The sequence below is a fragment of the Streptomyces sp. NBC_00258 genome (assembly GCF_036182465.1).
GTDB lineage: Bacteria > Actinomycetota > Actinomycetes > Streptomycetales > Streptomycetaceae > Streptomyces.
The window spans coordinates 831,240-844,752 of record NZ_CP108081.1 but is presented as its reverse complement, the minus strand read 5'-3'; the positions used below and the strand labels follow the sequence as shown (position 1 = coordinate 844,752).

Below are 13,513 nucleotides of genomic sequence, written 5' to 3'. Positions count from 1 at the left end.
GGAGCCGAAGGACTGGGTTGGCGGTGATGTCGAGGAGATGTGGAGCAGGGCCTGCGCGGCCGGGTACGTGTTTTGTCGGATGGTTGCTGACCTGGTGTCCTGCCAGAATCTGACGCCTGTTGACGCGCGGTGGGGGAGGGGGACCGGGGCGTGGGAGAAGACCACGGCAGAGGTAGCGAGGGGGCGTTGGCGGATCTCACGGCGGAGTTGGATGACCTGTATGGGCTGGCTGGCCGGCCAAGTCTGCGGTGGATCAGCAGCCAGGCGCGCGGTGATGATGAGCTGGAAATGCTGAGTAGGTGACGCTGTCGGGGATCTTGTTTTCTGTGAGCGGCGCGTAGACGTGTACCACCCGGATCCCTGGGCCGCGCCAAGATCCCCGACAGCGTCACCTACTGAGGTGACCGCCGCATCCGCGTTGTCAGGACGTCTGCTGGTCCTGGTCGCCCACTGCGGGGCCGGGCCGCCAACGCGCCCGAACCACACCGTCGTTGTCGGGCATGACAGCGGTGAACAGCGGCAGGTCTTCGCCCTCATACACGGACACGAGTACGGCGGCGGCCGAGGAGATCCGGGACGCCAGTTCTGGGACGTCATCCTCGTAGCAGACAGCGCTGTGGATACGGCCGTCGCGGTCCTGCCAGACACCCTCAACGAGACCGTCTGCGGGCAAGGAAGCGAGGACTGCGCCTATGTCGGAGGACAAGGGCGGCCGCACAGCCAAACGGGCACGGGGCCCCATACGGGCGCGAACCGCATCAATGGTGTCGGGGGTGAGGTGGTGCCAGTGCGTCGCACCTCCGACGATCATCTCCTCCAGGACCCCGGCACGACCGGAAGCAACCGCCGAGCCCAGCATCTCCCAGAACTTGTCGTCTCCCGGCCGCAGAAAGCCCGCCCCATCAGCCTCCGGGTCGAAGTCGTACGGGGAGGCCGGCATGGGCTCAGCGAACAGGCCGAACGCACGAACCTCGGCGAGTGCCCCCTCGCAGGGGCTGCTGCTGCCGACGTAGAGGTACTGGTCCCAGCCCACATGGACCGCGAAGACGTCTTCGACCTCCAGTCGGCACCACGCCCCGCTGCCGCGCAACATGGCCCTGACCAGTTCAAGCGCAATACGGAGCGGCACTATGGCTCCGTCGTGGAAGCCAGGCGGAACACTCTGGCCGGTGGCGATACTGAGCGCGGGCGGGAAGAGTCCCTCCAGCCCATACCCGGCCCACCGAGACTCGGCCCCGCAGTACGCGATGGACGGGACCCCCGGTTCACGGATGGTCAGGCAGTCAACGCCGGATCTGATGGCGAACGCTGAGACCGCCTGAAGATACGACGCTTCGACCTCGCCGTGATCACTATCGGTGTCCTCTGGACCGGTGTAGTACCCGCGTTCGTCACGGTCGGCGGGGTCGTACTTCGTGACGCGGTAGACGTAGGCCAGCATGGCCACATAGTTCCTTACCGCCTCCTCTCACACCCAAGGTTTTCGCTGGGGTTGAGAAACGGGCACTTACCAGTGGGAGCTGCTGAGCGACTTCGTGACGCACGACGTCGGGGGCAACCTGGCGGCGGCCGCCGTGGTCGGGCTGCTTACGGCCGGCTGGCGGTGGACTAGGAAACGGCGGCAACGGCGGGAGGACAACGAACGGCAGCAGGACAACCAGATCACGCGCGCAGCACCCGACTGACAAGGTGCCGCCTCGTTCTCACCGCCTTGGACAGCCCGAGGTGGTGAGAACGACCCGCGCTCCGGCCAGGCTCTGCCTGCTCGATGACCGGCGTCGAGGATCAGTGGAGCAGTGGTTGGCGCTGGAATCGCGCCGCCTGCTACCTGCTGCCGAATATGAGGACAAGCAGCATCCCTATTGCCCAGAGCGCTACGAGGATGCCGCAGAGTCCAGAACAACTTGTTGGTTCAATGTCACCGGGTTTAGGCCAGTTAGCACCGTCTGCCATGTATCAGCCCCCTTCGTCCCTTGAAGGGTATTGCGTGACTGTACGGCGGCGCGCTGTGATGCAGGGATTTCCTGCGTCAACTTCCTTCAGCCTGATTTTGTGAGGAACCCCGGGGCTTCAGCCCCGGGAGGAATCGCATCCCGGGGTTGCGACGCGGAGCGTCGCGGTGTCGTGCCGCAGGTCATGGCGGTCGCGGAGCGGCCGTGATGCGTTCCGGCGGAGCCGGTGAAAGGTCATCGCGGGCGTTTCTGGTTCTCGATGTACTCCTTGATGACCTTGAGAGGGGCGCCGCCGGCGGAGGCGGCGAAGTAGGACGGGGACCAGAAGTGGTCGCCCCAGAGGTAGCGTCGGATGTGCTCGGGGAACTCCTGGCGCAGGCGTCGCGCAGAGACACCCTTGAGTGAGGGAGCCGACCAGCCGGGACAGTGCGACCTTCGGCGGATAGTGGACCAGGAGATGGACGTGGTCGGTCCCGCCGTTGAACTCGGTCAGTGCCGCGCCGAAGTCCGTACAGACATCCCTCATGACCTCCTGGCACCGGGTGAGGATCTCGTCGGTGAACGGGCCGCGCCGGTACTTCGGAGTGAAGACCAAGTGGACATGGAGGGTGTAGACAACCGTTCTACCCCTCCTCAGATCGGGGTTTGGTTCCCATCGCGGTGATATAGGGCAATGCTAGGCGTTACGCTCACCGGGTGAAGCTGGTGGTGCAGGTGAAGCTGCTGCCGACGCCCCTGCAGGCGGCGGCACTTGAGGTAACCCTGCAGGCCTGCAACGAGGCGGCGACCTGGGCCGCGTCGGTGGCGTTCGAGAAGGACGCGCTTCGCCCGCTGCCTCTGCGTAAGCACACCTACGCCGAGATCCGGGGACGCTGGGGACTGGGGGCGCAGGCCGCCCAGCACGCGATCAAGAAGACCTGCGACGCGTATACCACCCTGAAGACCAACCTCCGTGCGGGCCGCTACGGACGGCCCGGTACCAAGCGTCACACCCGGGCCTCGGGTAAACCGGTGACCTTCCGTCCACAGGCGGCCCAGCCCTACGACGACCGGATGCTGTCCTGGCAGCACGAGCAGCGCACGGTGTCGATCTGGACCACGGCCGGCCGGATGAAGGGCGTGGCGTTCACCGGGCAGGCCGAACAGCTCGCGGTGCTGGCCGCGCACCGGCGTGGCGAGTCCGACCTGCTCCGCCGGGACGGCAAGTGGTTCCTGATCGCGACCTGCGAGATCCCCGAAAAGGATCTGAACGCCCATCCCATCGGGTTCCTCGGGGTGGATCTGGGGATCGTGAACATCGCCGCGACCTCCGACGGCGAGCGTCACTTTGGCAGGCGGATCAACCGCAAGCGGGAGGGCGACCGCGAACTGCGCTCCAAGCTGCAGAAGAAGGGCACAAAGTCCGCGAAGCGGCGGGCGAAGAAGTACGCGGGGCGCGAGGCCCGTCGCAACAAGGACATCAACCACAAAATCTCGAAACGGATCGTGGCGGAGGCTGAACGCACCGGCCGCGGGATCGCCCTGGAGACACTGACGGGCATCCGCGAGCGGGCACGGCTGAGAAAGCCGCAACGCACCACGCTCCATTCCTGGCCCTTCGCTCAGCTCGGCGGCTTCATCGCCTACAAGGCCCGCCGGGCCGGAGTGCCGGTCATCTACATCGACCCGGCCTACACCAGCCAGGAATGCTCCCAGTGCCACCACATCGAACGCGGAAACCGGCCCGACCAGGCCAGCTTCGCGTGCAGGTCCTGCGGCTTCGTTGAGCACGCGGACCATAACGCGTCCCACAACATCGCCCGCAGAGGGTGGATGGCGTGGGTCTGCGGGGCCCAGTCAACGGCCCCTGAACTCACCCTCATCGCGTGAGTTCTGGACGCAGCCGTACCCATCACAGCCAGTGATGACTCGAGCAGCAAGCCCGGTCGTTCACGACCGAGTAGTTGACGCACTGTCAGCTTGGGGCCTGAGTTCACCCAGGCGGATCGGGTGGCCGAGGAGGTTGAGGACCAGGCGGCGGCGCGCGGCGTGCAGGGTGCACCCCGCAGGACGAGGCAGCCCCAGCCCCGGCATGAGACCCGGGCTCCGGGCCGGCCCTACCTCGTGAGGGGCTCCACCCCGAGGAGGGCTGCGGTTTTGGTGTAGACGGTCCGGGCGAGAGTGTCGTTCAGGGCCAGGCGCGAAGGGGTGTCCGGCTGGGACTCGCTGAAGAAGCCGCCGCTGGGGTGCGGTGCGGGCGAGGCGCTGGCGAGCCAGACTGGGGTCTGCACACCTTCGTCCGGGGTGATGGCGAACGGGCGGAACAGCGGGGCGGTCAGCCGCATCAGACCGCCGGCGTTGCCGTTCATCCCGGTGCCCTTGACCATGCCGGGATTGGCGTTGTACAGGCTCATGCCGTCAGGTAGGCGGTGTGCGAGTTCTCGCGCGGCCAGGAGGCTGACGAGTTTGCTCGTCGCGTAGACGTTGATCTGGTTGTAGAAGCGTTTGCTCCACGATGTTCCCGCGACATCCGGATCGGTGGCATCGAGCTTGCCACGCTTTTCGACGAACGAGGACATGTTGATGATCCGCGCTTCGAGCGTGAGTACTCCCTCGGTCAGAAGGGCGTGGGTGAGTAGGAACGGGGCGTGGTGATTGAGCGCGTAGGTGCGTTCCACGCCGTCCGGCGTCTGCTCGTACCGGGGGAACGCCGCTCCTGCGTTGTTGATGAGGACGTCCACCGGGTGTCTGTCGGCGGCCAGTTTCGCGGCCAGTGCCTTTACCTGCGACCACTGTTCCAGGTCAGCGGTGTACGTCCTCGGCGGTGCCGCGTCACTGCCCGCCGGGGTCAGGCCGCGCAGGCGGTCGGCGGCGGCCCGGGTGCGCGTCGCGTCCCGGCCGACGAGGACGACATTCTGACCGGCCTTGACCAGGTGGCGTGCCGCCGCCAGGCCCAGGCCCGAGGCTCCGCCCGTGATGACCGCGATCCCGCTGCTCATTGCTGCTCCTCTTTCACCGTGTCCTTGACGCTGGCGGCCTCACCTGTCGGACGGGGGCCGTTGATCACTTCGCGGAGAAGCGTGTGCAGGCGCAGCCTGCTCTCGTGGTCAAGGCGGGCGAAGGGTGAGTGCTCGGTGGTGTGCTGGATGACGCGATCGCGCAGCGCGCATCCCTCGGGGGTGAGCTGGATGACTTTCGCGCGGCGGTCGGTGGGGTGGGGCACTCGGCGGACCAGGCCGCGCTTCTCCAGCCGGTCAATCATCGACGTGGCGGTTGAGGCGTCGCACTGCAAGAGGTCGGCCAGACGGCGCGCGGTCATCTCCCGCCCGCGACTCAGCCTCCACAGCGCATCGGTCTGAGTGTCAGTCAGCCCCGCTTCCCGGGCCAGGTCTCTGAGCTCGGTATGCACCTGGGTGCGGATTGCGACCAGGTAGTCGTGAAGCTCTTCGGTCAGCTGCCGATCATCCATGACCACACAGTACATGGATAATCCAATCATTGGAAAATCCATGTACGTGTGGGCTTCTCCAGTGTGGCGGACTGGCCCGCCGTGACGCTCAAGCCGCCCCCTCAGCCAGGAGCTCGGCTCGCAGCTGGACGCGCTCGCCAAGCACGGCATCAGCAGAGACAAGATCTTCAGCGAGAAGATCAGTACCCGGATCAAGGTCCGACCGCAGTTCGAGGAGGCGCTGAGGACCGCCCGGGAGGTCAAAGCCCATGCCCCGCACTGCCGGGTCATCTTCACCGTGTTCGAGATGAAGAGACTCGAACGGGACGCGGCAGAGCTCACCGCCCTCGCGGACCATCTGACCGGGATGCAGTAGAGCTGCTCGAAGCTGTCCTCGCTGCCGGTGAAGGTGAAGATCTGGCCGGGGCGGGCGTCGGTGAATGCGGTCATGGGCTGCTGATCCTTCGCAGAGTGGCGGGGTGGTGCTGCGGGGCGGCCGGAGCCGGTGTCGACGGCTGCCCCGCAGGCATGGTTGTGCCCCGGCCCGACGGAGCCGGCCGGGGCACGGGTGTGGTGTTGGTCAGCCGGAGAGACGGGCGGGCATGCAGACGGCGAGCCCTGTCCGGCGGCGACCGTTCAGACGGTGGTGTTCGTGCGGGCGATGATGTCGGCGAGGTGCAGCAGCGCCGCGGTGGTGCCGTGGATGGCCGTCGCGATCGCCTCGACCCCGGCGTCGTTGAGGCGGTCGACGTTGGGGCCGTCCGTCGCCCGGATTGCCTCCCGGCGATAGTCGCGTGCGGGAGCGGGGAACTTGGGGGTCTCCCGTCACGCCGACCAGCACCAACCGCTCACTCCACAGCGGAGTCCATTCGACCTCGGGCAACTGCGGGTCCGGCGAGGTCAAACACAGGTCGACCTGGCCGTTCACCAGTATGTCGACCACGCTCCTGGGACAGCAGGAAACGGATTTTGACTCCGTGCTCCCGTCGCCTGTCAGCCGTGTGAGGGTGGCTGGCCGTCAAAGTCAGCTGGTCGCCGGAGAGCGTGTAGTCGGTGCCTCCGGTCAGCTCGCGGCCCTCGTGCCAAAGTCCCTGGAAGTCGGTCGTGTTCGGGTTGAGGGCGAGCGTCTGGCTGGTGATGTCGCCCGACTTGGGAACGAACACAAACACCAGGTGTCAGCGGCCAGTTCGGAATCGCCACGTACGGCCAGTTGTGATGTCACTCTTGGTTACGGCCCGGGCTCGACGTCTGACCCGATCGGTCACATGCGGATGGACGCGACCGGTTGTCGGGCCACGTCAGTGCCGGGCACAGGCGATCAGCTGTCCGCGGAGTGGGCGTCGGCAAGGGCCTCGCCGACGAGCCGTCCGGCGAGTTCCACGCAGCGCATCCGGGCAGGAGAGAAGTCGTAAGGCATCTTGGTGATCGCTGTGGCGGCACTCATCTCTGTGCCCTCCTCCCCTTTCAGGCCGGCGTCGTAGATCTCGAAGATCTTCTCCTCGGCCGCGTCGAGACCAGTTGCCTCGATGGCCTGATTCAGGGCCATTTGGTGAGCGCATCGCTGTACGGCGAGCTCTTCGACGCGCGGGTCGTCGGGTTCGACGCCGTCGTCGAGGGCGGCCTCGGCCGCCTCAAGACGGTCCTCCTCGGCCCGCAGGTCGGAGTGGGTGGCCAGCACGATGAATGTGCTGGCCTGGATGGCGGCGCCCAGCGGCCCGAAGATCCGTTCTGTGACCAGCAGGGCGTCCAGATCGGAGGGGCGCAACGTGCCCGGGGGCAGGTGGCTGAGCCGGTCCGTGACCAGTTCGGAGAGCAGCCCCAGCGGGCTGCCCACCGCCTGCAGGCGCTGGACAGCCGCGCGCCGACGTTTGATGGCGGCCTCCTGCGCCGCCAGGGTTTCCTCCAGCCTGCTCAGGACCGACTCGATATCCGGGGCTTGGTCCAGGGCTTCGTCTCCGGCTTCGTCCCGGGCTTCGCCGAAGGCGGCCCGCATGTCGTCCAGGCTGATACCGGCATCAGCCATCTTGCGGATCCACAGCAGGCGGATCATGTCGTCATAGCCGTAGCGGCGGCGGCCGTCCCCGCCGCGCTCGGGCTCCGGCAGCAGACCGATCTCGTGGTAGTGGCGGATGGCGCGTGGGGTGATCCCGGCGAACGCAGCGGCATCACCGATCTTGACCTGCCGGGGAGGCGTGGGGGAGGGGTACATCGCAGACAGAGCCTTTCGTGCTGTGGTGCCCCGACCCCACCACATGCCGCTACGGCATGTGCAACAACCCCGTCCAGGTGCCCCCGGGGCCAGGCCCTGGCTGCCGCCGGGACCGATCAAGAACGACGAACCATCCGGGAACGCAGAGTGACCACCGGCGGCCAGGTAGCTCCCCGCCAAGTGGCCGCCGCTGGGGAATTCCCACTGACCGCCGACAGCACACGCGTCTCTACGGGCGTGGCGTAGCTCAACTCGCCAACTCAACCACTCGCTCGCCAACTGAAGCGCTCAGTGTGCGACACGAAGTCGCTCCAGGTAAGTAAGTACAGCCACGTGAAGGAGGTATCGATCGGCTGAACTTCGGGCCAGTGTCCAGGGTCCGTCCCCGCGCTCCCATGCGCCGCTGGTAACGGCGGGGTGTGAAGCGGAGCGTTCAAGCCCAAGGGCGTCCCGGCCATCGGGGTGCAACAGGTGAGGGGAAGGCTGGACGGGCGAACGCAAGTGAACCCTTGATGATGCCCTGTGATCTTGAGACCGCGTCGGTGGCGTGTTGGCGGCGGTCACAGGACCCGGTGCTGAGAGGCACCAAGCGACCTTCGGGTAACTGAGCCCGGAGGGAGGACACCACTGGTCCCGGGGTAGAGGGGGCGCCCACCCCAGCCGCGTCTTACTGGTGCGGAACGTGGAAACCCCGACGGGGTCCAAGCCTTGGCTTGGTAGGCCGACCGCAAGGAAGGCTGAACTCCCCGGCGGGAGAAGGAAGATCCAAGAAGCGAAGGCCGGCAGGCCGAAAGGCCAGAGGAAACCGGGAGACGGGACCTTCATCCGTCCCTCGCATAACTCGCCGGATACGGGTCCTGGTGGCCCGGCCCGAAAGGGCGCCCACGTGGATCAGGTGAGCCTTTGAAGTCACCACTGCAAGGAAGCCGGAACCAAGGGACAAGTTAGACACCGGAGGCGAACATGGAGATCACGGCACCTGCCGTGACGTCCGCGCCTGCGGTGAACGGACCCGAGGGCGACTTACTCGACTGGCACGGCATCGACTGGGCCGTCTGCGAGGAGAACGTACGGCGGCTGAGGCAGAGGATCTTCAAGGCAACGCAGGACGGGGACCTCAAGAAGGTCCGCAACTTGCAGAAGCTCATGCTGCGAAGCCGCAGCAACACGCTGATCAGCGTGAAGCGGGTGACGCAGCAGAGCAGTGGTCGCGAGACCGCTGGCATCGACGGGGAACGAGCCCTCACGCCGAAGGCGAGAGGCACGCTGGCGGCCGAGATACATCGGTCGTCGAAGCCCTGGAAGGCCAGGCCGGTCAAGCGAGTGTTCATCCCGAAGAGCAACGGGAAGCAGCGGCCGCTCGGCATCCCGGTCATCCGTGACCGGGTCCTCCAGGCCCGCGTGAAGAGCGCGCTGGAGCCCGAGTGGGAAGCGCGGTTCGAGCCGAGGGCCTATGGCTTCCGGCCCGGCCGCAGCTGCCAGGACGCGATATCCGCGATCTTCTGGACGGTGAAGGGCAAGAACCCGAAACGTCTGTGGGTCCTGGACGCGGACCTGTCGGCGGCGTTCGACCGCATCGACCACACCCACCTGATGACCATGCTCGGCCAGTTCCCGGCCAGGGACCTGATCCGCGGCTGGCTGAAGGCGGGCGTGATCGACCGCGGCCGGTTCGCACCGACCGAGGAGGGCACTCCTCAAGGCGGTGTGATCAGCCCGCTGTTGCTGAACGTTGCTCTGCACGGACTGGAACAGGCCGCGGGGTGCCAATACACGGTTCGGGCCGGGCGCGAGCCCGGCGCCATGCCGGGCACTCCGGTGCTGGTGAGGTATGCCGACGACTTCGTCGTGCTCTGTCACGACGAAGCCCAGGTGCACCAGGTCAGGGCCCGGCTGGAGGACTGGCTGGCGCCGAGGGGTCTTCGCTTCAACGAGGAGAAGACCCAGGTCGTCCACCTTGAAATGGGGTTCGACTTTCTCGGTTTCACCGTCCGCCGCACGGGCGGAAAGCTGATCATCAAGCCGAGCACAGCGGCTTGCGCGAGGCTCCGGGCGCGATTGCGGACCGAGGTGAAGGCCCTGCACGGGTCCAATGCCGAGGCCGTGTTGCGCAGGCTGATCCCGATCGTTCGCGGTTGGGCGGCCTACTACCGGGCGGTGGCATCCACGACGACGTTCTCGTCGCTGGATCACTACATGTGGCGGCTGACCTTCAAATGGGCCAGGCGCCGTCACCGCAACAAGTCGAGTCACTGGGTCGCGGCCCGGTACTTCGGCAGATTCCACCCGTCCCGGCGAGACCGGTGGGTGTTCGGCGACCGCGACAGCGGCGCCTTCCTCATCAAATTCGCCTGGACCGGCATCGTCCGCCACCAGCTCGTCAAGGGCGGAGCGTCCCCGGACGACCCCGCGCTGACCGAGTACTGGCGGGATCGCCGCCGCAGGAAAGCGCCACCGCCGATGGACAAGACGAGTCTTCTCCTGGCGGTCCGGCAGCAGGGGCTCTGTCCTCTCTGCAAGCAGGCGCTGATCGTCGGAGCCGAGTACGAACCGGACAGTCCACGCGAGTGGATCAATTGGTTCGCGGCCTCGAAGAAGATGCTCCACAAGCATCACTTCACCTACCGACGAGACGGCGGCACGGACGAACGGAACAACCTTCGCCTCGTGCACTCCGAATGCCATCGACAGCACCACGCTGGCGACAGCAAAAGGACCACATAACCCTGCTGACCTGCGAAGCCCATGGGGCTTGCTTGAGCCGGATGCGGGGAAAGCTCGCACGTCCGGTTCTGAGGGGGCCGGGGATCAGCAATGGTCTCCGGCTACCCGACCACACCCGGACCGCCGATGGTCCGGGGCTCGCTCGCGTACCCGGGGATGTTCATGCATGCGTACCATGCTCAACCCCGCCTGGGCGCCGCTGGTTACGGCCCGTCAAAGCCGTGCTCGAAGCCCCTCAGGACAGAATCCACTACGACCTCCCCGGCCACGAACAGCTCTCCATGCACTGAGGCCAAAACTGTTGTGCAGGGTGGCCGGTCCGTGTTGCCTTGGTTCCTGAGCGGTGCGGATCGCGCCCTGACGGAAAGACGGATGCCTTGAACAATCTGGCAGCGGAGCTGTCCCGGGAACAGACGACGCTTCTGACGACCATGGCGCATCAGTACCTCATGCCGGTGGCGCGAGCTGAGGCTGGAGGTCAGTGCCCGTAGCGGTGCACGGTCTCCGGGTGGATGACGACGCGGAGTGGGTCTGCGGCGAGCATCATGGCGAGGTCGTGGGCCCGGGCCTGGTCGTTGAGGTCCCAGTAGCGAGCGGCGAGGCGGGAACACAGGTCGTGTGCTCCGTCGGCCGCCATCGTGGTGCGGCCGACGACGGACACCCAGCGCTCACGCTCACCTACAGGGGCTGCGACAACGATCGAGGCGCGGGGGTCGCGGTGCAGGCGCCGCACCTTCAGCGAGCCCGGCTCCGTGAAGAACTGGATCGTCCCCTCTGTGGTGGCCTCGAACCACACTGGCCGGGGCTGTGGCGGCTGCGTTCCCCCGGCCACGGACAGGAACCCGTGCAGGGGGCGTCCGAGGAACTCGAGGTCCTCGGCGGTCAGTCGGCTGGTGGCGGTGCTCATTGCGGTCCTTTCAAAAAGATGCTGGCGTGACGGTGGATGGAGGTTTCGCTCCGTTCGCTCACCGCGATCACGGCGGGCTGACAGCGCGGACCGGATGCGCGTCGGCAACCGTTGGGAGACCACCCCGGCGCGCAACACCCCCACCGCCGGAGTCCGGCGCAGCCGCTGGACGGCCGCCCGAGAGGTCATGGCCGCCAGGCTCCCGCTGCCGCGGCCCGCACCACGTAGTCCTCGAAGTTTCGGGGCGCTCGCCCCAACACGGTGGCGATACCGTCCGTCGTTTCGGCAATCACCCCGCGCTCCATCATCACGAACATCTCGGCGACGTGGTGCGCGTCGTCCTTGCCCCACCCCTCCGCGACCAGCGCCGCGGTGTACTCGGCGGGGGAAAGCCGCTTGTAGGTCATGGGCAGTCCGGACGCCCGGGAGATCAGCTCGACGGCCTCCTCGAAGGTCAGCGCGCGCGGCCCGGTCAGCTCGTAGATCCGCCCGGCGTGCCGGCCGGGCTCGGCCAGCACCGCGGCCGCGGCGTCGGCGACGTCCTCCAGGTCGATGAACGGCTCGGGGACAGCACCGGCCGGGAGCGCCAGCTCGCCGGCGACCAGCGGGGCGTGGAAGAGGTCCTCGTCGAAGTTCTGGTTGAAGTTCGACGGCCGCAGGACGGTCCACTCCAGTGCCGAGCCGCGCACGGCGTCTTCGGCCGAGCGCATGTCCAGGCCGAACGTGGAGTCGCCCCAGGCGTCGGCGCCGTGCCCGGAGAGCAGGACAAGGTGCTGCACGCCGGCGGCCTCGGCCCGCGCCACGAACTCGTGTACCGGTCCGGGCACGGGCGGGGGTACCACGTAGGCGGAGGTGATGCCCTGCAGGGCCGAATCCCAGCCGTCGGGGTCGGACCAGTCGAAGCGGGTCCGGCTGGATCGGGAGGCGGCGCGCACCTGCGTGCCGCGCAGCCGCAACCGGGCGGCGACCCGTCGGCCGGTCTTGCCGGTGGCGCCGAGGACGAGGGTGGTGTCGTTGCTCATGGCAGCGATTCAACGGCGTCTGCTCGGACGAATACATGGGTGAAAAGCCGGATCGCATGTGTGATCGTCTAACCTCGGTGGGATGGACGCGTTCGGTGACCTCTTCCGCGGGATGCGGGCCCAGGGCTCGTTGTTCGGCAACTCGATCCTGTCCCCGCCCTGGGCGTTGCACTTCGTGGACGGCGCGCCGCTGACGTTGTGCACCGTCCTCGGCGGGGCGGGCTGGATCGTGCCGGAGCACCGCCCGCCCGAACAGCTCCGCGCCGGCGAGACGGTCATCGTGCGGGGCCCCGCACCGTTCACCTTCGTCGACGAGGTCGGCACCCGGGCCGAACCGATCGCGTGCGGCGAGCACTGCGCGACGCCCGAGCAGGGCGGGACCCGGCACCGGCTCGGCTGGAACGACTGCGACGGCGACGCCGGCGACGGCGCGACGACGCTGATCGTCGGCGCCTACCCGGTACGCGGCGAGATCAGCCGCAGGCTGCTGGACGGGCTGCCCGTCGTGCTGCACGTCGTATCCGGCGGCGGGACCGACGCCGTACTCGACCACCTCGCCGCCGAGGTCGCCACCGACACCCCGGGCCAGCAGGTGGTCCTCGATCGGCTGCTGGACTGGATGCTGGTGTGCGCGCTGCGCGAGTACTTCGACCGGCCCGGCGGCGAGCCGCCCGCCTGGTACGCCGCCCAGCGGGACCCGGTGGTCGGCGACGCGCTGCGCCTGCTGCACGCCGAACCAGCGGCCCCGTGGACGGTGTCCTCGCTGGCCGACCGGACCGGAGTGTCACGTTCCACGTTGGCGAAGCGGTTCGCCGACCTGGTCGGCGAACCGCCGCTGACCTACCTCACCCGCTGGCGCATGACGCTCGCGGCGGACCTGCTGGCCGAACGTGAGGCGGCGACCGTCGCGGAGATCGGCCGCACCGTGGGCTACTCCGACGCGTTCGCGTTCAGCGCAGCGTTCAAACGGATCCGAGGCGTCAGCCCGAGCCGGTTCCGGCGCACCGGTACGGTCGTTCCCGAGCGGCCGACCGTCCCGCCCCTGCGGCCCCCGGGCACCGAACTGCCCGTCGTCCCCGCTCCTCCTCCCGGCGTTCGTGTGCGGTCCTGATGCCAGGACCGTAGACCTGGTATCACCGAATCTGATCCGGATTCCGCGCCGATCAGGGTTTTTCCGGAGCCGGTTGCGGCGATTACCTGTGCCCTCAGGCCATCGGGAGGCATGCGGCACCGGGCGGTGTCGAGAGGTGCCGCAGGACCGCGTCAACGGCT

The 13,513-nt window shown here is 67.5% G+C and carries 10 protein-coding genes and 1 pseudogene; 3 read left to right on the top strand and 8 right to left on the bottom strand.

The annotated features are described in order from the left end of the window. Window positions 1-421 precede the first annotated feature (421 nt). The gene (locus tag OG718_RS03935) at window positions 422-1,441 is read right to left on the bottom strand and encodes an RNA-binding protein (protein ID WP_328843258.1); all 1,020 of its coding nucleotides are present in this window, start codon (window positions 1,439-1,441) and stop codon (window positions 422-424) included. A 745-nt stretch (window positions 1,442-2,186) separates the two neighbouring features. After that, window positions 2,187-2,619 (bottom strand): annotated as a pseudogene (tnpA, locus tag OG718_RS03930) (IS200/IS605 family transposase). Window positions 2,620-2,648: 29 nt separating this feature from the next. On the opposite strand from tnpA, the gene OG718_RS03925 reads away from it, so the two are divergent. Beyond that, complete coding sequence (locus OG718_RS03925; RefSeq protein ID WP_328843257.1) at window positions 2,649-3,821, top strand: RNA-guided endonuclease InsQ/TnpB family protein; 1,173 nt, start codon at window positions 2,649-2,651, stop codon at window positions 3,819-3,821. A 227-nt stretch (window positions 3,822-4,048) separates the two neighbouring features. On the opposite strand, the gene OG718_RS03920 is transcribed toward OG718_RS03925, so the two are convergent. The 4 genes from OG718_RS03920 to OG718_RS03900 all read right to left on the bottom strand — a co-directional run bounded on the left by OG718_RS03920 (window position 4,049) and on the right by OG718_RS03900 (window position 7,588). Then, a complete protein-coding gene (locus OG718_RS03920; RefSeq protein ID WP_328843256.1) occupies window positions 4,049-4,930 on the bottom strand; it encodes an SDR family NAD(P)-dependent oxidoreductase in 882 nt (293 codons plus the stop codon). Continuing rightward, window positions 4,927-5,829, bottom strand: a complete 903-nt coding sequence (locus OG718_RS54325; RefSeq protein ID WP_443054887.1) for a MarR family winged helix-turn-helix transcriptional regulator — start codon at window positions 5,827-5,829, stop codon at window positions 4,927-4,929. Before OG718_RS54325 ends, OG718_RS03920 begins: the two co-directional genes overlap by 4 nt. 398 nt (window positions 5,830-6,227) lie before the next feature. Next, complete coding sequence (locus OG718_RS03905) at window positions 6,228-6,542, bottom strand: X2-like carbohydrate binding domain-containing protein (protein WP_328847676.1); 315 nt, start codon at window positions 6,540-6,542, stop codon at window positions 6,228-6,230. 155 nt (window positions 6,543-6,697) lie between these two features. Then, window positions 6,698-7,588: a MerR family transcriptional regulator gene (locus OG718_RS03900; protein WP_328843255.1), complete on the bottom strand. Its 891-nt coding sequence runs from the start codon at window positions 7,586-7,588 to the stop codon at window positions 6,698-6,700. Window positions 7,589-8,551: 963 nt separating this feature from the next. Between OG718_RS03900 and ltrA the strand changes: the two genes are divergently transcribed. Beyond that, window positions 8,552-10,312 carry a group II intron reverse transcriptase/maturase gene (gene ltrA / locus OG718_RS03895; RefSeq protein WP_328843254.1) on the top strand — a complete coding sequence of 587 codons (1,761 nt, stop codon included), beginning with the start codon at window positions 8,552-8,554 and terminating at the stop codon, window positions 10,310-10,312. Between the two features lie 478 nt (window positions 10,313-10,790). Here ltrA and OG718_RS03890 read toward each other — a convergent pair whose 3' ends face one another. Continuing rightward, window positions 10,791-11,219, bottom strand: a complete 429-nt coding sequence (locus OG718_RS03890; RefSeq protein ID WP_328843253.1) for a pyridoxamine 5'-phosphate oxidase family protein — start codon at window positions 11,217-11,219, stop codon at window positions 10,791-10,793. Between the two features lie 185 nt (window positions 11,220-11,404). Further along, window positions 11,405-12,241: an NAD(P)H-binding protein gene (locus OG718_RS03885; RefSeq protein ID WP_143644614.1), complete on the bottom strand. Its 837-nt coding sequence runs from the start codon at window positions 12,239-12,241 to the stop codon at window positions 11,405-11,407. A gap of 82 nt (window positions 12,242-12,323) precedes the next feature. On the opposite strand from OG718_RS03885, the gene OG718_RS03880 reads away from it, so the two are divergent. Beyond that, window positions 12,324-13,352 (top strand): AraC family transcriptional regulator, encoded by a 1,029-nt coding sequence (locus tag OG718_RS03880; protein ID WP_143644613.1) that lies wholly within the window; start codon window positions 12,324-12,326, stop codon window positions 13,350-13,352. Window positions 13,353-13,513 lie beyond the last annotated feature (161 nt).